General features: G+C 41.5%; 16 protein-coding genes and 1 riboswitch. Of the genes, 15 read left to right on the plus strand and 1 reads right to left on the minus strand.

Annotation, left to right across the window (positions count from 1 at the left end; genetic code table 11):
- The first annotated feature begins 319 nt into the window (after window positions 1-319).
- From polX to KHA99_RS23725, 11 genes are all read left to right on the plus strand, one after another.
- Window positions 320-2,035 (plus strand): DNA polymerase/3'-5' exonuclease PolX, encoded by a 1,716-nt coding sequence (gene polX / locus KHA99_RS23675; RefSeq protein WP_213119957.1) that lies wholly within the window; start codon window positions 320-322, stop codon window positions 2,033-2,035.
- 18 nt (window positions 2,036-2,053) lie between these two features.
- Window positions 2,054-4,417: an endonuclease MutS2 gene (locus tag KHA99_RS23680; protein ID WP_213119958.1), complete on the plus strand. Its 2,364-nt coding sequence runs from the start codon at window positions 2,054-2,056 to the stop codon at window positions 4,415-4,417.
- A 112-nt stretch (window positions 4,418-4,529) separates the two neighbouring features.
- Window positions 4,530-4,937, plus strand: a complete 408-nt coding sequence (locus KHA99_RS23685) for a DUF350 domain-containing protein (RefSeq protein WP_213119959.1) — start codon at window positions 4,530-4,532, stop codon at window positions 4,935-4,937.
- Between the two features lie 340 nt (window positions 4,938-5,277).
- Window positions 5,278-6,984 (plus strand): AMP-binding protein, encoded by a 1,707-nt coding sequence (locus tag KHA99_RS23690; RefSeq protein WP_213119960.1) that lies wholly within the window; start codon window positions 5,278-5,280, stop codon window positions 6,982-6,984.
- Window positions 6,985-7,148: 164 nt separating this feature from the next.
- Entirely contained in the window at window positions 7,149-7,733 is a 585-nt protein-coding gene (fadR, locus tag KHA99_RS23695; protein WP_213119961.1) for a fatty acid metabolism transcriptional regulator FadR, read from the plus strand.
- Window positions 7,734-7,757: 24 nt separating this feature from the next.
- Complete coding sequence (locus tag KHA99_RS23700) at window positions 7,758-8,531, plus strand: enoyl-CoA hydratase (protein WP_213119962.1); 774 nt, start codon at window positions 7,758-7,760, stop codon at window positions 8,529-8,531.
- Between the two features lie 113 nt (window positions 8,532-8,644).
- Entirely contained in the window at window positions 8,645-9,418 is a 774-nt protein-coding gene (locus tag KHA99_RS23705; RefSeq protein ID WP_213119963.1) for an electron transfer flavoprotein subunit beta/FixA family protein, read from the plus strand.
- Between the two features lie 41 nt (window positions 9,419-9,459).
- Window positions 9,460-10,437: an electron transfer flavoprotein subunit alpha/FixB family protein gene (locus tag KHA99_RS23710; RefSeq protein ID WP_213119964.1), complete on the plus strand. Its 978-nt coding sequence runs from the start codon at window positions 9,460-9,462 to the stop codon at window positions 10,435-10,437.
- 295 nt (window positions 10,438-10,732) lie between these two features.
- The gene (gene trxA, locus KHA99_RS23715) at window positions 10,733-11,047 is read left to right on the plus strand and encodes a thioredoxin (RefSeq protein ID WP_213119965.1); all 315 of its coding nucleotides are present in this window, start codon (window positions 10,733-10,735) and stop codon (window positions 11,045-11,047) included.
- 130 nt (window positions 11,048-11,177) lie between these two features.
- Window positions 11,178-12,953 (plus strand): excinuclease ABC subunit UvrC, encoded by a 1,776-nt coding sequence (gene uvrC / locus KHA99_RS23720; RefSeq protein ID WP_213119966.1) that lies wholly within the window; start codon window positions 11,178-11,180, stop codon window positions 12,951-12,953.
- A 66-nt stretch (window positions 12,954-13,019) separates the two neighbouring features.
- Window positions 13,020-13,197: riboswitch (Lysine riboswitch) on the plus strand.
- 103 nt (window positions 13,198-13,300) lie between these two features.
- Window positions 13,301-14,518, plus strand: a complete 1,218-nt coding sequence (locus KHA99_RS23725) for an aspartate kinase (protein WP_213119967.1) — start codon at window positions 13,301-13,303, stop codon at window positions 14,516-14,518.
- A 95-nt stretch (window positions 14,519-14,613) separates the two neighbouring features.
- Here the strand turns inward: KHA99_RS23725 and KHA99_RS23730 are convergent, their stop codons facing one another.
- A complete protein-coding gene (locus tag KHA99_RS23730) occupies window positions 14,614-15,060 on the minus strand; it encodes a YslB family protein (protein ID WP_213119968.1) in 447 nt (148 codons plus the stop codon).
- Between the two features lie 420 nt (window positions 15,061-15,480).
- Between KHA99_RS23730 and KHA99_RS23735 the strand changes: the two genes are divergently transcribed.
- The 4 genes from KHA99_RS23735 to KHA99_RS23750 all read left to right on the plus strand — a co-directional run bounded on the left by KHA99_RS23735 (window position 15,481) and on the right by KHA99_RS23750 (window position 21,459).
- A complete protein-coding gene (locus KHA99_RS23735; protein ID WP_213119969.1) occupies window positions 15,481-16,089 on the plus strand; it encodes a succinate dehydrogenase cytochrome b558 subunit in 609 nt (202 codons plus the stop codon).
- 59 nt (window positions 16,090-16,148) lie between these two features.
- A complete protein-coding gene (sdhA, locus tag KHA99_RS23740; RefSeq protein ID WP_213119970.1) occupies window positions 16,149-17,900 on the plus strand; it encodes a succinate dehydrogenase flavoprotein subunit in 1,752 nt (583 codons plus the stop codon).
- A gap of 21 nt (window positions 17,901-17,921) precedes the next feature.
- Complete coding sequence (sdhB, locus tag KHA99_RS23745) at window positions 17,922-18,683, plus strand: succinate dehydrogenase iron-sulfur subunit (RefSeq protein WP_213119971.1); 762 nt, start codon at window positions 17,922-17,924, stop codon at window positions 18,681-18,683.
- A gap of 478 nt (window positions 18,684-19,161) precedes the next feature.
- Window positions 19,162-21,459: a glycoside hydrolase family 3 protein gene (locus KHA99_RS23750; protein ID WP_213119972.1), complete on the plus strand. Its 2,298-nt coding sequence runs from the start codon at window positions 19,162-19,164 to the stop codon at window positions 21,457-21,459.
- Window positions 21,460-21,551: the final 92 nt, after the last annotated feature.

Below are 21,551 nucleotides of genomic sequence, written 5' to 3' on the forward strand. Positions count from 1 at the left end.
TTCATTTGAATGTGAAAATTCCAGTGGAAGGATTGCCGTAAGAGGATAAAGGCAGCCTAGGTAACTCCTGCCCTATGGTGCGCTCTGTTAAAGAGACCGAAAGACATAGGTGTTCGTATGAAGGTTAAACCCTAAACCAGCGAAGGGTTGGACGAATGTCTTTACTTGAGAATCTAAGGCAAATGTTAAGATTTGTTATGATTTGATAGAGCTGGATTGAATATAATGCCTGAGTGAACTTCTCTGATGCAGAGAAGTTTTTCTATTATGGGAAAAAAGGTTACAATGATAATGTGTAATTTTAAGGCAGGTGGAGTTAATGGAAATGAATAAAAAAGAAGTGATTCGCCTATTAGAGACAATAGCAATTTATATGGAATTAAAGGGTGAAAATCCTTTTAAAATTTCAGCTTTTCGGAAGGCGGCCACAGCCCTTGAGACCGATGACCGAAGTTTAACAGAAATAGACGACTTTACAGCACTATCCGGTATTGGCAAAGGGACTGCTGCTGTTATCGAAGAATACATAAAGGAAGGCTCATCCACTGTATTAAAGGAACTTAAGGAACAAGTTCCGCCAGGTTTGATTCCCCTTCTCCAAATACCAGGTCTTGGAGGCAAAAAAATCTCCAAGCTTTATAAGGAATTGGGGATCACCGATGTAACAAGCTTAAAAGAAGCGTGTGAAGCCGGGAAGGTTCAGGGGCTAGCGGGTTTTGGAAAGAAAACGGAGGAAAAAATCTTAAGTGCTATCTCTAATGTAGGGACAAGACCTGAGCGGCTGCCCCTCGCTTACATGATACCAATCGCGGAATGGATTGAAACAAGCCTTGAAAAATTTTCTGAAATTGAGCGTTTTTCGCGGGCCGGAAGCTTGCGGAGGATGCGGGAAACAATTAAGGACCTTGATTTTATCATCGCAACTAATCAGCCGCAAACCGTCCGCGAACAGCTATTGAAATTACCGAATATTAAAGAGGTGATCGGCGCGGGGGATACAAAGGTATCGGTTACCCTGAAATTTGATTATGATATATCCGTCGATTTCCGCCTGGTGAAGCCTGAAGAATTTGTTACAACACTGCACCATTTTACCGGTTCAAAGGACCATAATGTGCGGATGAGGCAATTGGCTAAGGAGCGCGGTGAAAAAATAAGCGAATACGGCGTTGAAAACGTAGAAACAGGAGAAATCCTCACCTTCTCTTCTGAGGAAGAATTTTTCAAGCATTTCGACCTTCCATTTATCCCTCCTGAAGTGAGAGAGGATGGCAGGGAAGTAGATACATTCAAAGCCGATGAGGAATTAATCGACATTGAAGACATCAAAGGCGACCTGCACATGCATTCGACCTGGAGTGATGGGGCCCATACCATCGGCCAAATGGCGGAAGCCTGCCGAGCCAGGGGTTATCAATACATGGCTATTACCGACCATTCCCAGTATTTAAAGGTGGCAAATGGATTAACTCGGGAAAGACTGCTGCAGCAAAAAGAAGAAATTAAGAAGCTAAATGAAAAATATGATGACTTTTTGATTTTATCAGGTGTGGAAATGGACATTTTACCGGACGGCAGTCTGGATTACGAGGATGACCTGCTAGCGGAAATGGATTTTGTGATCGCCTCCATCCATTCAGCTTTTTCCCAACCAAAGGAAAAAATCATGGAGCGCCTAAAGAACGCGCTGCAAAATGCCCATGTCGATTTAATCGCCCATCCGACCGGCCGGAAAATCGGCCGCCGCGAGGGCTATGAAGTGGATATGGACTTACTGATCCAATTGGCGAAAGAAACAAATACAGCATTAGAGTTGAACGCGAATCCAAACCGGCTTGACCTTGCCGCAGAGCATTTACGGAAAGCCCAGGAGGCTGGCGTCAAAATATTAATCAACACCGATGCCCATCAATTGGATACATTAAAGCATATGGAAATCGGGGTATCCGCGGCTAAAAAAGGCTGGATTAAAAAATCAACTGTAATTAATGCATTGGATAAAAAGGACTTGCTTAATTTTCTGCATAATAGATAAAAAAGGAGGCTCGCCCTCATGAAAGATAGAGTTTTAAAAGTTTTAGAGTTCACAAAGGTCAGGGAGCAGCTATTAGAGCACGCTTCCTCCTCGCTTGGAAGAGACAAAATAAAAAATTTGGTGCCGTCGACAGACTATGATGAGGTTGTTAAGCTGCAGGCAGAAACAGATGAAGCGGCTACCGTCTTACGTATTAAAGGCAATGTGCCGCTGTCAGGCATTCATGATATCCGGCCGCATATAAAACGCTCTGTGATTGGTGGTGTATTGAGTCCGCATGAGTTGGTGCAGATTTCCAGTACGATTCATACAAGCCGCCAAATGAAGCGTTTTTTGGAGGAAATTGCTGAGGAACGGACAGAAATTCCGATTTTATTAGAACAAGTGGATCAAATCATCCCATTGACAAACCTCGAGCAGGCCATCAAAATGGCCATCGACGAAAGCGGCGAAGTCCTTGATGGCGCGAGCGAGCTGCTTCGTTCATTAAGACATCAGCTTCGTACCAGTGAAGCTCGGGTCCGTGAGAAATTGGAAAGCATGATTCGCTCATCCAGTGCCCAAAAAATGCTGTCGGACGCGATTGTTACCATCCGCAATGACCGCTTTGTCATTCCTGTAAAGCAGGAATATCGCGGGCATTATGGCGGGATTATTCATGATCAAAGTTCATCGGGGCAGACGCTATTTATCGAACCCCAAGTGATTGTGCAGCTGAACAACCAGCTCCAGGATATCCGAGTGAAAGAGCAGCTGGAGATTGAGCGGATTTTAATAGAACTTTCCGCAAAGGCAGCAGAATACGAAAGTGAACTTCAGGTCATTGTAAAGATTTTGGCTAATTTGGACTTTGTTTTTGCAAAGGTTCGCTATGGGCGAAAGATAAAAGCGTCAATGCCGGCGATGAACAATGAGGGCAGAATCTCCTTATATAAGGCAAGACACCCCTTAATTCCTATCGATGAAGTGGTCGCAAACGATATTATGCTTGGCAAAGACTATTCGACCATTGTCATTACCGGTCCAAATACCGGGGGAAAAACGGTTACCTTAAAAACACTCGGCCTATGCACCTTGATGGCACAGGCGGGCCTGCAGGTACCAGCCCTGGATGGTTCTGAGCTGGCTGTGTTCGGGGCTGTCTACGCCGATATTGGTGATGAGCAATCGATTGAACAGAGCTTGAGTACATTTTCCTCTCATATGGTGAACATTGTCGACATTTTAGATAGGGTTGATTTCAACAGTCTTGTCCTGTTTGATGAACTGGGGGCTGGTACGGACCCGCAGGAAGGGGCTGCATTGGCCATTTCCATTCTAGACGAAGTTCATAATAGAGGAGCGAGGGTAGTAGCCACAACCCACTACCCGGAATTAAAAGCATACGGCTATAACCGTGAAGGTGTGTTAAATGCAAGTGTGGAGTTTGATGTAGAAACATTAAGCCCAACCTATAAGCTGCTCTTAGGCGTCCCTGGCCGGAGCAATGCTTTTGAAATCTCGAAACGACTCGGCCTGAATGAGCGGGTCATTGGGGCCGCACGATCACATGTAAGCGAGGATACAAATCAAATTGATAAGATGATTGCCTCTCTTGAAGAAAGCAGACGTCAGGCTGAAAACGACCGTGATGAGGCTCTTGATTATTTAAAGCAGGCTGAAAAGCTGCACAAAGACTTGCAACAGCAAATGATAGAGTTTTATGAGAAGAAGGACTCGATGCTTGAGAAAGCCGCGGAAAAGGCGGAGGAAATCGTCGTAGAGGCGAAAAGAGAAGCGGAGCAAGTAATTCGTGAACTACGCAAGATGCGGACCGAAAAGCATGCTGATATCAAAGAACACGAATTAATTGAAGCAAAAAGGCGCCTAGAAGGCGCGGCACCGGAAATCAAGAAATCGGATAAGCTCATTAATAAGAAAACGAAAAAGTATACATTCACACCAGGGGATGAGGTAAAGGTGCTTACGTTTAACCAAAACGGAATTCTGGTGGATAAAGTCTCGGGTGACGAATGGCAGGTTCAGATAGGCATCTTAAAAATGAAGGTAAGAGAAAAGGATTTAGAATATATCGGTGCCTCTCAAACAAAACAAACGGAAATGAAGCCGCTGGCGATTGTAAGAGGGCGAGATTCCAATGTGAAGCTTGAACTGGACCTAAGGGGAGAACGGTATGAGGATGCTCTCTTAAAAGTGGAAAAATATATTGATGATGCCCTGCTGGCAAATTATCCGCGTGTTTCCATAATCCATGGAAAAGGAACAGGTGCATTAAGACAAGGAGTTCAGGAGTATTTGCGGAACCATCGCTCCGTCAAGAAAATCCGCTTTGGAGAAGCCGGTGAAGGCGGTTCAGGTGTCACCGTCGTTGAATTTAAATAAAACTCGCCGATTGACAAGTCCGTTAGGATGAAGGCAGAGGAGTAGTTGAATTTATGCGTTCGGAATTTGAACAAATTCCGATTAGCAAAATAGATTCAGGGGAGAGTAGGCAATGGACCAGTTCTGGGAAAACGAATATATTCAAATAGCGGCCTATTACAGTGTTGTCATTTTATGTATGATTGTATTTTTAGCTGTTTTCGAAATGGTTACGAAATACAAAAATTGGGAGGAAATAAAGAAGGGAAATTTGGCTGTGGCAATGGCAACCGGCGGTAAAATTTTTGGCGTTGCCAATATTTTTAGGCATACCATTGAAGACCACAGTTCATTGCTTTCCATGATTGGCTGGGGCATATACGGCTTTGTACTACTACTGGCCGGTTACTTTATCTTTGAATTTTTAACTCCAAAGTTTAAAATTGATGAAGAAATTCAAAATGATAATCGGGCTGTAGGCTTGATTTCGATGATTATTTCCATTGGGCTATCCTATGTCATCGGGGCAGGAATATCATAAGGGGAGAGAGTTTGTGGAAACATTAGCAAAAGTACTAATAGGATTATGCGGACTATTCGTGGTGCTGGGCGTTATCTATCTCTTATTTTAAATTATGGAAAATCACCGTGTGAAATTATTGCACGGTGATTTTTTTATTTTATAAACATAATGATTACGAAAAAAATCATGAATTTCAAACGTGAATAGACTAGATAAACTATTGCTTATATAGTTGATAGACAAAAGGTTGTAATTATTTCAAGATATGGAAATGGAAATTGTTTATTGAGAAAATTTGTTCTATAATAGGTTTAGATGTTGGAATTTTCATAATTTAATAAACATAAGGGGGCTTATTATGTCGGAGTTAAAACCGTGGTTGAAAAATTATCCTAAAGAAGTACCTGCCACACTGGAATACTCCACAGAACCAGTACACAAATACTTGGAAGTAACAGTCAAGAAGTTTCCGGATAAAGTGGCACTCCACTTTATGGGGAAGGAGCTTACCTTTAAACAGCTCTATGAAGATGCCCAAAGCTTTGCCGGCTATCTGCAGGCGAATCTTGGAGTTCAAAAGGGTGACCGCGTTGCAATTATGCTTCCGAATAGCCCGCAAAATGTTATCTGCTTCTTCGGAATTCTGATCGCCGGCGGGGTAGTCGTGGAAACAAATCCATTATACACAGAACGAGAGCTTGAACACCAAATGAATGATTCTGGCGCAAAGGTCATTGTCACAATGGATATCCTTTACCCGCGCGTCGCAAAAGTAATGCCACGCACTGATTTAAAACACATCATTGTTACCGCTATCAAAGACTTCCTCCCATTTCCTAAAAACTTAGTTTACCCTTACATCCAGAAAAAACAATACGGAATTGTTGTAAATGTAAAACATGAGGGCAGCACCCATTTGCTGACAGAGGTTTTAAAACAAAAGAAGAAAAAATTAATGGAATATGACATCAATATTGATGAAGATATTGCCTTGCTTCAATATACCGGTGGAACGACCGGTGTGGCGAAAGGTGTCATGCTAACCCATAAAAATGTGAATGCCAATACCACGATGAACCAGGCCTGGGTCTTTAAAGCCCAGCCAGCAAAAGAAGTCATCTTGGGAATATTGCCGTTCTTCCATGTCTTTGGCTTAACCACGGTTATGATTTTGTCCGTAAAGATGGCCGCTAAATTGATTTTAATGCCTAAATTTGATGCGCTTGAGACGTTGAAAGCGATACAAAAACACCGAGTAACGCTTTTTCCGGGAGCACCAACTATTTTTATCGGCCTGTTAAAACATCCAGATTTGAAAAAATATGATTTATCATCAATTGAGGCATGTATCAGCGGCTCGGCTCCGCTTCCGCATGAAGTTCAGGAAAAATTCGAGGCAATTACAGGCGGGAAACTTGTCGAGGGCTATGGTCTTTCAGAAGCATCACCAGTTACTCACTCCAACTTCTTATGGGGGGCAGTAAGAGTTAAGGGCAGCATCGGCGTACCGTATCCTGATACGGATTCCAAAATTGTATCTTCTGAAACGGAAGAAGAGATGCCTGCTGGAGAAATTGGCGAACTCATCATTAAAGGCCCGCAGGTAATGAAGGGCTACTGGAACCGGCCTGAGGAGACAGCGCAAACAATAAAAGACGGCTGGCTGCATACAGGTGATCTGGGATACATGGATGAAAACGGTTATTTTTATGTGGTTGACCGGAAGAAAGACTTGATTATCGCAGGCGGATTTAATATTTATCCGCGTGAAATAGAAGAAGTTTTATATCAACATCCCGATGTGGTCGAAGCTGTCGTCGCGGGTGTGCCTGACCCTTATCGGGGTGAAACGGTTAAGGCGTACATTGTTTTAAAAGAGGGCGTAACGGTTACTGCAGAGGAAATGAACAAGTATGCCAGAAAATTCCTTACTGCTTATAAAGTGCCAAGACTATACGAATTCAGAAGTGAACTTCCGAAAACCGCTGTAGGGAAAATTTTAAGAAGAATGCTTGTAGACGAAGAAATTAAAAAATTAGAAGAAGAGGCTAAAAAGCACGCGTAACTTGTCAAATATTAATTTTTAAAATATTATGAAGAAAATAGCTTGTCTTTCTTGACAGAAAGATATATAAAAACTATTATAAAAATATGAATGATGATTCATTCATATTTTTTCCTTTTAATTTTGATTGGTTTGTAAATTTTTCTTCAAAGGGGGGAATGTATATGAAAAAAATGAAGCCAAAATATATGCAAATTATCGATGCTGCGGTAGTTGTGATCGCTGAAAACGGTTATCACCAAGCTCAGGTTTCCAAGATTGCTAAACAGGCTGGAGTGGCTGACGGCACGATTTATTTGTATTTTAAAAACAAAGAAGACATCCTTATCTCACTCTTTGAAGAAAAAATGGGAAGCTTCATAGAAAAAATAGATGAAGAAATTGCAGGAAAAGAGACGGCGGCAGAGAAGTTATTAGTGTTGGTTGAAACTCATTTTCAGCTTCTTTCAGAAGACTATCGATATGCAGTCGTCACACAGTTGGAATTGCGCCAATCCAACAAGGAGCTGCGCATGAGAATAAATAATGTTCTAAAAGGCTATCTGCAGGTGATTGATAAGATTATAATGGAAGGTAAAGAAACTGGTGAGTTTTCTGACGACCTCGATGTTCGGCTTGCCCGTCAAATGGTCTTTGGTACCATTGATGAGATTGTCACATCCTGGGTTTTAAAAGAGGAAAAATTTAACTTGGCAGCGCTCGCACCTAAAGTCCATCGTCTATTAATCAACGGGTTTGCAGGCTGCTAGATCACAAATTAGGGGAGGGATACTATGGAATATTTAAAATGGTCAGTGGAGGACTCCATCGCAACCATTACGTTGCAGCGTCCTCCAGCAAATGCGCTTTCATCAGGCCTTTTACGGGAATTATCCGCAGTGTTAGATGAAATTGAACCAAGCCGCGAGATTAGAGTAGTAGTTATCCATGGTGATGGCCGCTTTTTCTCGGCAGGTGCCGATATTAAAGAATTTACGACAGTAAGTTCTTCAGAAGGTTTTTCAAACCTTGGCAAATTTGGCCAAGATTTGTTTGACCGGATGGAGAAATTTCCAAAACCTATTATTGCCGCTATTCACGGTGCAGCACTAGGTGGCGGGCTGGAACTGGCAATGGCATGCCATATCCGTCTTGTCAGCGAAACTGCGAAACTAGGGCTTCCTGAACTGCAGCTTGGTATCATTCCAGGCTTTGCTGGTACCCAGCGTCTGCCAAAATATGTTGGAACCGCTAGAGCGGCGGAGATGATGTTAACATCCGAGCCAATCACTGGATTGGAAGCGGTTCAATATGGACTGGCTAACCATGCTTATCCGGAAAATGAAGTCTTGGAACAAGCTTATAAACTGGCTGGAAAAATTGCCAAGAAGAGCCCTGGCTCTGTCAAAGCCGCTATTGAACTGTTAAACTATTCAAAAACGAAAGAATTTTATGAAGGTGTAAAGCGGGAATCAGAACTATTTGGTGAAGTATTTGTTTCTAAAGATGCCAAAGAAGGCATTCAAGCCTTTATTGAAAAAAGAGAACCTCATTTTAAAGGTGAATAAACTTTCCTAGTCCTCCGAGCGAGTGCTCGCTAGGAAGCTTATTATATTTTTTTATAAAAAATTTTCTCAATCTTTCAAACTAAACAAATGTTTGAATATTTAGGAGGGTAACCATGAACATTTTTGTGTTAATGAAAAGAACCTTTGATACAGAGGAAAAGATTGCGATTTCCGGCGGCAAAATCAATGAAGATGGTGCTGAATTCATCATTAACCCTTATGATGAATACGCCATCGAAGAAGCGATTCAGGTCCGTGATGCAAACGGTGGCGAAGTAACCGTTATTTCTGTCGGCAACGAAGAAGCTGAAAAGCAATTGCGTACTGCGCTTGCCATGGGTGCAGATAAGGCTGTTCTCATCAATACTGAAGATGACGTTGAAAATGGCGACCAATTTACAACTGCCAAAATTCTTGCTGAATACTTAAAAGATAAAAATGCTGACTTAATCCTTGGCGGAAACGTAGCGATTGATGGCGGTTCAGGCCAGGTTGGACCACGTGTTGCTGAACTTCTAAACATTCCTTATGTTACCACGATTACAAAGCTTGAAATCGATGGAACTAAGGCAACTGTTACTCGTGACGTTGAAGGGGATTCTGAAGTAATCGAAACAAGCCTTCCACTTTTAGTAACTGCTCAGCAAGGCTTGAACGAGCCGCGCTATCCATCATTGCCAGGGATCATGAAGGCAAAGAAAAAGCCTCTTGATGAGCTGGAATTAGATGATCTCGATCTAGAAGAAGAAGATGTTGAAGCAAAAACAAAAACAATTGAAATTTACCTGCCGCCAAAGAAAGAAGCAGGCAAGGTTTTATCTGGCGATTTAGCCGACCAAGTAAAAGAACTTGTTCAACTGCTCCACACTGAAGCAAAAGTAGTCTAATCGGTTTATCATAAAAATTGATTTGCAGGAGGTAAACACTAATGTCTAAAAAAGTATTAGTTTTAGGAGAAGTTCGCGACGGATCCTTACGTAATGTATCTTTTGAAGCAGTTGCTGCAGCTAAAACTGTTGCTGAAGGCGGAGAAGTAGTAGGAGTATTGCTTGGAGAAGCAGTACAAAGCCTTGGTGCAGAATTAATTCAATCCGGTGCAGACCGCGTCGTTGTTGTTGAAAATGAAAAATTAAAGCAGTATACATCAGATGGCTATTCTCAAGCACTATTAGCTGTCATTGACCAAGAAAAGCCTGAAAGTCTTGTTTTCGGTCATACAGCACTTGGAAAAGACCTTTCTCCAAGAATTGCTGCTAAGCTGTCATCCGGTCTAATTTCTGATGCTACAGCTGTTGAAGTGGCAGGCGGAAACGTTGTCTTTACAAGACCAATCTATTCCGGTAAAGCTTTCGAAAAGAAAATTGTGACTGACGGTTTAATCTTTGCTACTGTTCGTCCAAATAACATTGCTCCACTAGAAAAAGATGAGTCAAGAAGCGGTGAAGTTTCTTCCCTTTCTGTAGAAATCAAAGACCTTCGTGCCATCGTTAAAGAGGTAGTCAGAAAAGCTAGTGAAGGTGTAGACCTAAGCGAAGCAAAAGTCGTTATTTCCGGCGGACGCGGCGTGAAGAGCGCAGAAGGCTTCGCACCTCTAAAAGAATTGGCTGCTGTCTTAGGCGGAGCAATAGGAGCTTCCCGCGGGGCATGTGACGCTGAATACTGCGATTACTCCCTGCAAATTGGCCAAACTGGTAAGGTTGTAACTCCAGACCTATACATTGCCTGCGGTATTTCCGGAGCTATCCAGCATCTTGCAGGTATGTCCAACTCTAAAGTTATTGTGGCCATTAACAAAGATCCTGAAGCAAACATCTTCAAAGTGGCAGACTACGGTATCGTTGGTGACTTGTTCGAAGTTGTTCCACTTTTAACTGAAGAGTTTAAAAAGCTTAAAGTTCATTCATAATAAGAAGAGCGGAAGCGCCTTGACCAGGGGCGACAGGCATAAGACGAGCCGTCTAGAAGGCTGCTTTTTAGCCTTCTAGACGGATTGGCTGTAGACCTGCGAGCCCCTAGGCGCTGGAGCTGGCCAAAAATTATGAGGGCGAGCGGGATGTTCCGCTCGCCTTTATCATGAGTTTGCATAGAATACTTATTAGGCAAAAAGGGTAAATTACCTGCGAAACAGATTATTAGCGTGATTTTCCATTCGATGTTATACTTTCGTTAGATTTAAGTATTAATTAGGGAGGCAATGAAAAATGGCTATTGCACACGTAACAGATCAAAACTTTGCGACTGAAACAGGTTCAGGTCTTGTTCTTGTAGATTTCTGGGCACCATGGTGCGGACCTTGCAAAATGATTGCGCCAGTTTTAGAAGAGCTTGATGCTGAAATGGGAGATAAAGTAAAAATCACGAAACTTGACGTGGATGAAAATCCGCAAACGGCTTCTAATTTTGGAGTAATGAGCATTCCAACTTTACTAGTGTTGAAAAACGGTGAAGTTGTTGATAAAACTGTCGGCTTCCAACCAAAAGAAGCTTTAGCTGGCTTACTTCAAAAGCATCTATAAGCCCTCAATTAAAATAACCTTAACCGGTACTTCGGTTAAGGTTTTCTTTTTTCTAAAGACTCCCTCTTTAATTTGCGGGCAGATTGATTTAAAATTTGAAGAGAAACTCTGAGTGGGAGGAGCGGCCGGAATGAATGAAACCATTAAACAAAAGTTAACGCTGCTGCCGGACCAGCCCGGCTGCTACTTGATGAAGGATCGTCAAGGATCGATTATCTACGTTGGTAAGGCGAAAGTATTAAAGAACCGTGTTCGGTCTTATTTTACCGGTTCGCATGATGGGAAAACCCTTCGCTTGGTAAACGAGATTGAAGACTTTGAGTATATCGTGACCTCATCCAATATTGAAGCACTTCTGCTTGAATTAAATTTAATAAAAAAATATGATCCGAAATATAATGTCATGCTTAGGGATGATAAGACTTATCCATTTATTAAGCTGACTGCGGAAAGACACCCAAAGCTAATTATTACAAGAAAAGTAAAAAAGGATAAAGGTAAGTATTTTGGTCCATATCCCAACGTAGGGGCTGCCAACGAAACAAAGAAACTGCTTGACCGGATTTATCCGCTCCGCAAATGTTCTACGCTTCCTGACCGAGTCTGCCTCTATTATCACTTGGGGCAGTGCCTGGCGCCTTGTGTAAATGAGGTTTCAGAAGAACAGTATAAACAAATGACCGATGAAATTACCCGCTTTTTAAATGGCGGTTATAAGGAAATAAAAAAGGATCTGACAGAAAAAATGCAGGCTGCCGCGGAAGAGCTTGATTTTGAAAGAGCAAAGGAATTCCGTGACAAAATCATTCATATTGAAACAATCATGGAAAAACAAAAGATCACGATGACGGATTTTACTGACCGTGACGTATTCGGCTATGCCGTTGACAAAGGCTGGATGTGTGTTCAAGTATTTTTTGTGCGCCAAGGGAAGCTGATTGAACGAGACGTTTCGATGTTCCCTATTTATAATGAGCCGGAAGAAGAAATCCTCACATTCCTCGGCCAATTTTATCAGAAGACGAACCATTTTAAACCGAAGGAAATTCTCATCCAGGACGATGTGGATTTGCAGATGGCTGAGCAGTTATTGGAAGTAAAAGTCATTAAGCCGCAGCGGGGCCAGAAGAAGGACCTTGTCAAAATGGCAATTAAAAATGCGAAAATCGCCTTGAATGAAAAGTTCTCTCTTATTGAAAAAGATGAGGAAAGAACGATCAAAGCCGTTGAAAACCTCGGAGAAATGCTTGGCATTTATACGCCCCACCGGATCGAAGCCTTTGATAACTCTAACATTCAAGGAACAGACCCAGTTTCAGCGATGATTGTTTTTACAGACGGCAAAGCAAACAAGCGGGAATATCGGAAATATAAAATTAAGTCTGTTGAAGGCCCGGATGATTATGAATCAATGAGAGAGGTAACGAGACGAAGATACTCGAGGGCTCTAAAGGAAGAGCTTCCGCTGCCTGACTTGATCATCATTGACGGTGGAAAGGGACATGTGGAAGCTGTCCGCGATGTGCTAGAAAATGAATTGGGGCTGGACATACCTCTCGCTGGACTAGTGAAGGATGAGAAGCACCGCACATCACAGCTTATGTATGGGAATCCATTAGAAATTGTAGCGCTCGCCCGGAATAGCCAGGAATTTTATTTACTCCAGCGAATCCAGGATGAAGTTCACCGCTTTGCGATTACCTTCCACCGGCAGACACGCGGTAAAACCGCATTCCAATCCCTACTTGACGATATTCCTGGGATTGGCGAAAAACGCAAGAAGCAGCTATTAAAGGAATTTGGCTCTGTTAAGAAAATGAAAGAGGCAACCCTTGAGGAATTTAGAGGGATTGGAATCCCCCAAAATGTGGCAGAAGAATTAATAAAAAAACTTCAGTCACAATAATTGTCACTCTAATATTACTATGCTATAATGAATAAAAATTTAATAGACTATCACTTTTATAAGTAAAGTGAAGGTAGAGGTGCGAGCTTCAAGAGTAAAGGCCCGGAGAAGGATGAGCTTCAACGATGGGCTTTGAAAGGGAATGTTCGCCGAAGTAGGGAAACACTCATTATTTTCCTTGCTGGTTCGTCATTGAAAAAATGCCGGATTGTCAAGACCGTTGTCTTGGAGCGCTATCTTTCATTGTCTACTAACGCGAAAATTTTAATTTTGTGTTTTCAAAGCAATGGGATATGCTCCCATTGCTTTTTATTTTTTTACAAGAATGACTGAGAGAAGGGGAAGACATGGGTTTAATAGTACAGAAATTTGGCGGGACCTCCGTTGGCAGCATTGAAAAAATTCTAAATGTCGCTGAATGTGTACGGGGGGAAAAGGAACGTGGAAACCAAGTAGTGGTCGTTGTTTCGGCAATGGGAAAATCGACGGACCAGCTTGTTAATATGGCAAAGGAAATATCCGAGCAGCCGAATAAGCGGGAAATGGATATGCTTCTCTCAACAGGTGAGCAGGTGACGATCGCATTGCTTTCGATGGCCTTAAACCAAAAAGGGCTGGAGGCCGTTTCCTTTACAGGCTGGCAGGCTGGAATCATGACAGAGCCTGTTCACGGCAATGCAAGGATTTCGAAAATAAACACTGATGCTGTTCAAAAACAGCTTCATGCGGGAAAAGTCGTCATCGTGGCTGGATTCCAAGGGGTTACCGAAGACGGGGAAATCACTACGCTCGGACGTGGGGGCTCTGATACAACTGCAGTTGCGTTGGCTGCTGCTCTAAATGCGGATAAATGTGATATTTATACCGATGTAACCGGGGTATTTACAACGGATCCCCGTTATGTCAAGAACGCTCGGAAATTATTATCGGTATCGTATGACGAAATGCTTGAACTGGCCAATTTGGGTGCGGGAGTTCTACATCCAAGAGCGGTCGAGTTTGCAAAAAATTATAATGTAAGGCTTGAGGTCCGCTCTAGCATGGAGAAGGTTGAAGGAACTGTAATTGAGGGGGAAGCAACGATGGAACAAAATTTAGTCGTACGCGGAGTCGCGTTTGAAGATGGAATCACACGTGTTACTGTTTTAGGGCTTAGAAATTCATTAACAAGCTTATCAACTATTTTTACGACATTGGCCAAAAATCAAATTAACGTGGATATTATTATTCAAAGCACAACAGAAGAGGGAGCTGCCAATCTCTCCTTTTCCATCCATACCGATGATTGGATCCCAACCTTAAATGTGCTTGAAAACAATAAAGAAACACTTGCCTATGACCAGCTTGATGCTGAGAATAAACTGGCAAAGGTATCAATTGTTGGTTCCGGAATGATTTCTAATCCTGGTGTGGCTGCGAAAATGTTTGAGGTTCTTGCGAACAGCAATATTCCTGTAAAGATGGTCAGCACCTCAGAAATCAAAGTATCAGCTGTAGTAGAAGAAAAAAATATGCTCAAAGCAGTAGAAGCCTTGCACGAGGCATTTGAACTTGGGCAAAATTAAATGAAAACTCGCCGATTGGCGAGTCCGGCAGGACGGTTCATGAGGCGTAGCTGAATTTATGCCTTAAGAAAGGGGGCCTGTGGCCCCCTTTTCTTTTAGTCTAGTTTATCCCATTTGACGGTGAAGCAAACTTTGTTCGATTTTTTGACCGGGTGTTCGAAGGTTTCCGCAATAGCCCCTTTTTGGACTTCGATTTGCTGAGCAAGGAAGCCGGCTTCAAGTTGAAAGAAGTTTTCCGCTTTTGATTTAACACGCGATACAATCATTGGACTTGCCAACTCGAATTCCAACTCATTTTTTGCTTCCTTCTTAATTTCTAACTCACCCCAAGAAGCTTTTGCAAAAAAATCTATCAGGCTTTCGTAGCTTTCCAAAGGAAATTTTCGGGCGAGACGTTTCCCTGCCCAGTAAAGAATTTCAGGAGTGTCCTTGCCGAAAATTTCAGGAAGAAGAACTTCTCTAATTAATTCATAGCCAAATATAGAGATTGTCCTTGGTTCCGGCGTTTGTAGATCTTGGTCCATTACTGCACTATCTTTCATTTACTTCCCCTCTTTCTATCATTCTATTATATACAAATCGAGTTCTGTTTCAGTACAGTTTTCTAATAATGTAAAGAAGTCGCAAAGAAATTTATTATTTTACAATATTTGTTCTTGTTTCTTATCATAATTATCGTTTCCGATATAGGAAAAAAATTCTCCCGTAAGATGTTGGTAATTACAAGCAAAAATAAAGCGCTTACAAAATGATAACATGTCGAAATTCATATCTATCATAATATCAATATATTTTAAAAATTTTATTTTTCATCGCTTTTTTATGTATCCGTTTCCTTGACGCTCTATGATGTTGGGAGTAAAATGGACATGTCACATAATTGTCACAGTGATGCTAGGTTATATTAATGAAGGAAGTAAAAACTTAACATCATTTTTTAAAATTTAAAAGGGGGTAAATCAATGGCGGGGAATCGCGAATTTTTCAATCGGAGACTGCACTCGTTGCTTGGGGTTATCCCAATCGGGGTATTCATTGTACAGCACCTGATTGTCAACCACTTTGCAACAGAAGGAGTGGAATCCTTCAACAAAGCAGCAAATTTCATGGGGACTCTTCCGTTCCGTATTGTCCTTGAAACAGTAGTAATTTATTTACCTTTGCTGTTCCATGCAATCTATGGATTGTACATTGCATTTACAGCAAAAAACAATGTTTCAAGATTTGGTTTCTTTAGAAACTGGATGTTCATGCTTCAGCGTGTATCAGGGGTAATCACTCTTATTTTTATCGCATGGCATGTTTGGGAAACACGTATTGCCGCTGCATTCGGTGCTGAGGTTAACTTCCAAATGATGCATGATATTCTTTCTTCACCAATCATGTTTGCATTTTATGTAATTGGTATTATTTCAGCTATTTTCCACTTTGCGAACGGATTATGGTCATTCATGGTAAGCTGGGGTATTACGCAATCCCCAAGGTCACAAACTATTGCTACATATTTTACGATGGTAGTTTTCGTACTTCTATCTATCGTAGCCGTTCAAACTCTATTAGCTTTTGTTTGATAAATTAATGATTTCTTGATTGGAAAAATATTGGATTTGGATTAAGGGAGTGAGTCACGATGAGTAAAGGTAAGGTGATCATTGTCGGTGGCGGATTGGCCGGCTTGATGGCGACTATTAAAGTTGCAGAACACGGAACTCCTGTAGAATTATTTTCTCTTGTTCCTGTTAAACGCTCTCACTCTGTTTGTGCCCAAGGCGGTATTAATGGAGCAGTAAATACTAAAGGTGAAGGGGATTCCCCATGGATTCACTTTGATGATACGGTTTACGGCGGAGATTTCTTGGCTAACCAGCCTCCGGTTAAGGCAATGTGTGATGCCGCGCCTGGTATTATCAATTTATTTGACCGGATGGGTGTTATGTTTAACCGTACTCCGGAAGGTCTATTAGACTTCCGCCGTTTCGGGGGAACTCAACACCACAGAACTGCATTTGCTGGTGCTACAACTGGTCAGCAGCTTTTATATGCATTAGATGAGCAGGTTCGCCGCCACGAGGTAGCAGGGCTTGTTACTAAATATGAAGGCTGGGAGTTTTTGGGTGCAGTCGTTGACGAGGAAGGCGTTTGCCGTGGAATCGTTGCCCAAGACTTAAAAACAATGGAAATCAAATCATTCGTTGCGGATGCTGTTATTATGGCAACTGGCGGACCTGGTATTATCTTTGGTAAATCTACAAACTCAGTAATTAACACTGGTTCTGCAGCATCGATTGTTTATCAGCAGGGTGCATATTATGCGAACGGTGAAATGATTCAGATTCACCCAACTGCCATCCCTGGTGACGATAAACTTCGCTTAATGAGTGAATCTGCACGTGGTGAAGGCGGCCGTGTTTGGACATACAAAGACGGAAAGCCTTGGTACTTCCTAGAGGAAAAATATCCTGCATACGGAAACCTGGTACCACGTGATATCGCAACACGTGAAATTTTTGATGTCTGCGTTAATCAAAAATTGGGTGTTAACGGTGAAAACATGGTATTCCTTGACCTATCTCATAAGGATCCTCATGAATTGGATGTTAAACTTGGCGGTATCATTGAAATTTATGAAAAATTCGTTGGTGATGACCCGCGTAAAGTTCCAATGAAAATTTTCCCTGCCGTTCACTATTCAATGGGCGGACTTTGGGTTAATTATGACCAAATGACTAGCATTCCAGGCCTATTTGCTGCTGGAGAATGTGATTATTCTCAGCATGGTGCGAACCGTCTTGGCGCAAACTCACTGCTTTCTGCCGTTTTTGGCGGTATGGTTGCAGGACCAAATGCGGTTAGCTATATTGAAGGACTTGAGAAAAGCTCGGATGCTGTTTCTTCTACTGTCTTTGACCGTCATGTTAAAGAGCAGGAAGAAAAGTGGAACAATATTATGTCATTGGATGGCAATGAAAATGCCTACATTCTTCATAAAGAGCTTGGCGAGTGGATGACTGATAATGTAACAGTTGTTCGTTACAATGACAAACTGTTGAAAACAGACGAAAAGATCCAAGAACTGTTAGAGCGTTACCAAAAAATCAATATTAATGATACATCTAAATGGAGCAACCAAGGAGCAGCCTTTACAAGACAACTTCAAAACATGCTGCAATTGGCTCGCGTTATTACGCTTGGTGCGTACAACCGTAATGAAAGCCGCGGCGCCCATTATAAGCCTGAATTCCCTGAACGGAATGATGAGGAATTCATGAAGACAACAATGGCTAAATTTACAGATGCGAAAACTGCCCCAGCTTTCCATTATGAAGATATTGATGTGTCTTTAATTCAACCACGGAAGCGCGACTATACAACAAAACACTAATAGGAAAGGGGAGAAGATAAAATGGCTGAAACTAAGACTGTAAAATTTATTATTCAACGTCAGGATAATGAAAATTCTGCCCCTTATGAGGAAGAATTTGAAGTTCCATACCGCCCGGGGATGAACGTTATCTCGGCGTTAATGGAAGTTCGGAGAAACCCTGTTAATGCAAAAGGACAAGCTACAAGCCCAATCACATGGGATATGAACTGTCTTGAAGAGGTATGTGGTGCCTGTTCGATGATTATCAACGGAAAGCCGCGCCAATCCTGTTCGGCGTTAGTCGATCAGTTGGAGCAGCCGATCCGCTTAGCTCCTATGCGGACATTCCCTGTAGTGCGCGACCTTCAGGTTGACCGCAGCAGAATGTTTGATGCGTTAAAGAGAGTTAAAGCATGGATTCCAATTGATGGAACCTATGATCTAGGACCAGGACCTCGTATGCCTGAGAACAAACGTCAATGGGCATATGAGCTGTCTAAGTGTATGACATGCGGTGTCTGCCTTGAGGCATGTCCGAATGTTAACAGTAAGTCAAGCTTTATCGGACCGCAGCCATTATCACAGGTTCGTCTTTTCAATGCTCATCCAACAGGTGAGATGAATAAGGCGGAGCGTCTTGAAACCATCATGGGTGAGGGCGGTCTTACGAACTGCGGTAACTCACAAAACTGTGTTCAATCCTGTCCAAAAGGTATTCCATTGACTACCTCCATTGCAGCATTGAATCGTGAAACAACATTCCAAGCATTTAGAAACTTCTTCGGAAGCGACAGAAGCTAACTACAAAAGTAGAAGCGGCTAGATACGAAAAAACCTTCTTTTCATAGTGAAAAGAAGGTTTTTTTATTGGCATAAGAGCATTTTACCAGTCTTAAAGTCCTAATAATAAGAAAATTCAGAATAGGTAAAAAGTATGATGACGGATAAATAAAAAAAATTCATAATAAAAATATAATTAGTTTGTTTAGTATCCTTATTAATAGACTTTCGTGAATAGTTTTTGGCGGGATTTTATGAAACCGCATTCTGAAAGCGTATTCCAATCCAAGTAAATCCAATTTAATAGTCAAGCATTCGATTATGAATTGGCAGGATTGCTTGAATATACAAGATTATGGGAGGTGATGGAAGGCACTCTAAAAATTATGTTTTTGGTAGTGTCCGGGATTTAAGGAAATTCTGTAAGTTTTTTTGTTTGCATCAGTTATTGAAAGGGAAGCTGCTCAACAATCTTAATTTTGACAGGGGTGGAAGGAAAATGGCATCAGTATCTAAACAAATTAGAAAATCGTCAAAACTAAAAAGAAAACTTTTAGGAAGTATATTCGCACTTTCGCTTGCAGTTCCAACAATCGGCTTTGCAGCAGATGATGTAGGGTACACAGGAGATGAAGTAGAAGCTACCCCATATACTGGCAGAGGTGCAATACCAACCTATAAAATTACAAAAGCCGATGGTCAACCAGAAATTGAAGTAGCAAATCAAAATAGAATTCTTCAAGTTGACGGCAAGTTCTTTAGAGATGCCAATGGCAATAATAGCTTAGATGGTTACGAAGACTGGAGAAAACCAATTCCTGAGCGTGTAGCAGATTTGGTTGGTAAAATGTCTCTTGACCAAAAAGCTGGGATGATGTATATCAATACTCACACTCCAGAACAGGATCCAGCGGATGGGAAATTTGTAACCCCTGAAAACAGCAAAATCGTTACTGAAAAGGGATTGCGCTATGTTATTTACCGTCTTTCTCAAAACTTAGGGGATATCGCTAACTACAATAACCAAATGCAGCAATTAGCAGAAGGTCTACCGTTAGGCATTCCAGTTGTTATTACTTCAAATCCAAGAAACTCCCAATCTACGGATTATACAAATATCACGAATGTTACGGATCAACATACTTTCTGGCCAGGAACTCTAGGTTTAGCGGCAGCACGTGATGTTGCAGCTGTAGGAGAATTTGCAAATATTGCTCGCGAGGAATGGAGAGCTGCTGGTATTCGTAAGGTTTACGGTTATATGGCTGACGTCGCAACAGATCCACTTTGGGCAAGAATTGAGGAGACATTCGGTGAAGATCCAAAAGTTGTTGGTGACATGAATTATCAAATAATTAAAGGATTCCAAACCGATAAACTTGGCCCAGACAGTGTATCTATCACAGTTAAGCACTTCCCTGGCGGTGGTGCACGTATGGATGGCAAGGATCCACACTTTGCAGATGGCAGTTTTAATATTTATCCTACAGAAGGAAGCTTGTTAAAATATCACATTCCTCCTTTCCAAAAAGCAATCAGTGCTGGAGTTACATCCGTCATGCCTTACTACGCATATCCAGAGAATGATAGTGCTGAACAAGGGCTGAAACATTACAGTGATATTGAGCAGTTTGAAGAAGTTGCAATGGGCTTAAATGCAGGGATCTTAAATTTCTTACGTTCTCCTAAGAGTGAGGGCGGGCTTGGTTTTACAGGATATGTGAACTCTGACTCAGGTGCAATTAGTAGTCGTGCATTTGGTTACTTAGATAAAACAGAACCGGAAAAAGTTGCAAAAGCAATCAAGGCTGGAACCAATATCATTTCAGGTGGTTCAACACCAGAGTACGTAATTGAGGCAGTTAACAGCGGTTTATTAGATGAATCAAAAGTTAACGAATCCATTACTTATACGCTTTCTGAAATGATGACCTTAGGCTTGTTTGAGGATCCATATGTAGATCCTGCGGAAGCCATTGCTGTAGCGAACAATGCTGAACACAGAGCCAAAGCTTATAAAGCCCATCAAAAATCAGTTGTTCTTATGCGTAATGATAAAATCAAAGGTGAAAAACTATTACCGTTAAAAGAAAATAAGTTAAAAGACGTTAAACTGTATGTTGAAGGTTTTGTCGGAGTTGCAGCGCCAAACGGGAATAAAGATCCTAATTATGTTAAAGACAATTCAGCTAAGCAATCTGTTGCATTTACTGCGGACTTAAAGAACACAATTAAAGAAAAATTCCCTAACATCACTTTAGTTGATAATATTGATGAAGCAACACTAGCTTATGTATATGTTAAACCAACTCAATCCAACTGGGATAATAATCCACGAATCGGAATTGATGAAACAACTGGTATAACTGAAGTAGATCGAATCGTTGAAATTCAAAAAACTGTTCCAACAATCACTGCAATAAACTTTACTAACCAATGGCTTATTAACAAAATTGAACCTAATGCTGCTGCCGTAATCGGTACTTTTGGAACGCAACAAGAAGCAGTATTTGATGTCATCACTGGAAAGTTTAATCCTGTTGGTAAACTTCCATTCGCAATCGTAGCAAGTGAGGATGCTTTGAGCAGAGAAGTTGGGGATGTTCCAAGCTTTGCGCCTGAAGAAATTTCAGATTTCGCCTATGTTAATAAATCAGGTAACAAATACGAATACGGTTTTGGTCTTTCTTACAATCAAGGAAAAGCTGTCGGAAAACCCGACCATGCAGGTGAAACAGGAAAGCCCGGCCATGCAGATGAAACAGGAACACCTGATCATGCTAACAAAAATAAATAATGAATAATTAAAATAGAGCCGGCCCATTAAGTTTTGGGCGGCTCTTTTTATTGTAAATAATTTTAAAAATTCTTATCTCTATTTATTGTGAA

It is taken from the genome of Neobacillus rhizophilus (genome assembly GCF_018343535.1).
GTDB lineage: Bacteria > Bacillota > Bacilli > Bacillales > Cytobacillaceae > Neobacillus > Neobacillus rhizophilus.

What these genes read in the sequence shown, in the direction of transcription:
- polX (WP_213119957.1), top strand. Translation starts at nt 320, where the DNA reads ATGGAAATGAATAAAAAAGAAGTGATTCGCCTATTAGAGACAATAGCA.
- KHA99_RS23680 (WP_213119958.1), top strand. Translation starts at nt 2,054, where the DNA reads ATGAAAGATAGAGTTTTAAAAGTTTTAGAGTTCACAAAGGTCAGGGAG.
- KHA99_RS23685 (WP_213119959.1), top strand. Translation starts at nt 4,530, where the DNA reads ATGGACCAGTTCTGGGAAAACGAATATATTCAAATAGCGGCCTATTAC.
- KHA99_RS23690 (WP_213119960.1), top strand. Translation starts at nt 5,278, where the DNA reads ATGTCGGAGTTAAAACCGTGGTTGAAAAATTATCCTAAAGAAGTACCT.
- fadR (WP_213119961.1), top strand. Translation starts at nt 7,149, where the DNA reads ATGAAAAAAATGAAGCCAAAATATATGCAAATTATCGATGCTGCGGTA.
- KHA99_RS23700 (WP_213119962.1), top strand. Translation starts at nt 7,758, where the DNA reads ATGGAATATTTAAAATGGTCAGTGGAGGACTCCATCGCAACCATTACG.
- KHA99_RS23705 (WP_213119963.1), top strand. Translation starts at nt 8,645, where the DNA reads ATGAACATTTTTGTGTTAATGAAAAGAACCTTTGATACAGAGGAAAAG.
- KHA99_RS23710 (WP_213119964.1), top strand. Translation starts at nt 9,460, where the DNA reads ATGTCTAAAAAAGTATTAGTTTTAGGAGAAGTTCGCGACGGATCCTTA.
- trxA (WP_213119965.1), top strand. Translation starts at nt 10,733, where the DNA reads ATGGCTATTGCACACGTAACAGATCAAAACTTTGCGACTGAAACAGGT.
- uvrC (WP_213119966.1), top strand. Translation starts at nt 11,178, where the DNA reads ATGAATGAAACCATTAAACAAAAGTTAACGCTGCTGCCGGACCAGCCC.
- KHA99_RS23725 (WP_213119967.1), top strand. Translation starts at nt 13,301, where the DNA reads ATGGGTTTAATAGTACAGAAATTTGGCGGGACCTCCGTTGGCAGCATT.
- KHA99_RS23730 (WP_213119968.1), bottom strand. Translation starts at nt 15,060, where the DNA reads ATGAAAGATAGTGCAGTAATGGACCAAGATCTACAAACGCCGGAACCA.
- KHA99_RS23735 (WP_213119969.1), top strand. Translation starts at nt 15,481, where the DNA reads ATGGCGGGGAATCGCGAATTTTTCAATCGGAGACTGCACTCGTTGCTT.
- sdhA (WP_213119970.1), top strand. Translation starts at nt 16,149, where the DNA reads ATGAGTAAAGGTAAGGTGATCATTGTCGGTGGCGGATTGGCCGGCTTG.
- sdhB (WP_213119971.1), top strand. Translation starts at nt 17,922, where the DNA reads ATGGCTGAAACTAAGACTGTAAAATTTATTATTCAACGTCAGGATAAT.
- KHA99_RS23750 (WP_213119972.1), top strand. Translation starts at nt 19,162, where the DNA reads ATGGCATCAGTATCTAAACAAATTAGAAAATCGTCAAAACTAAAAAGA.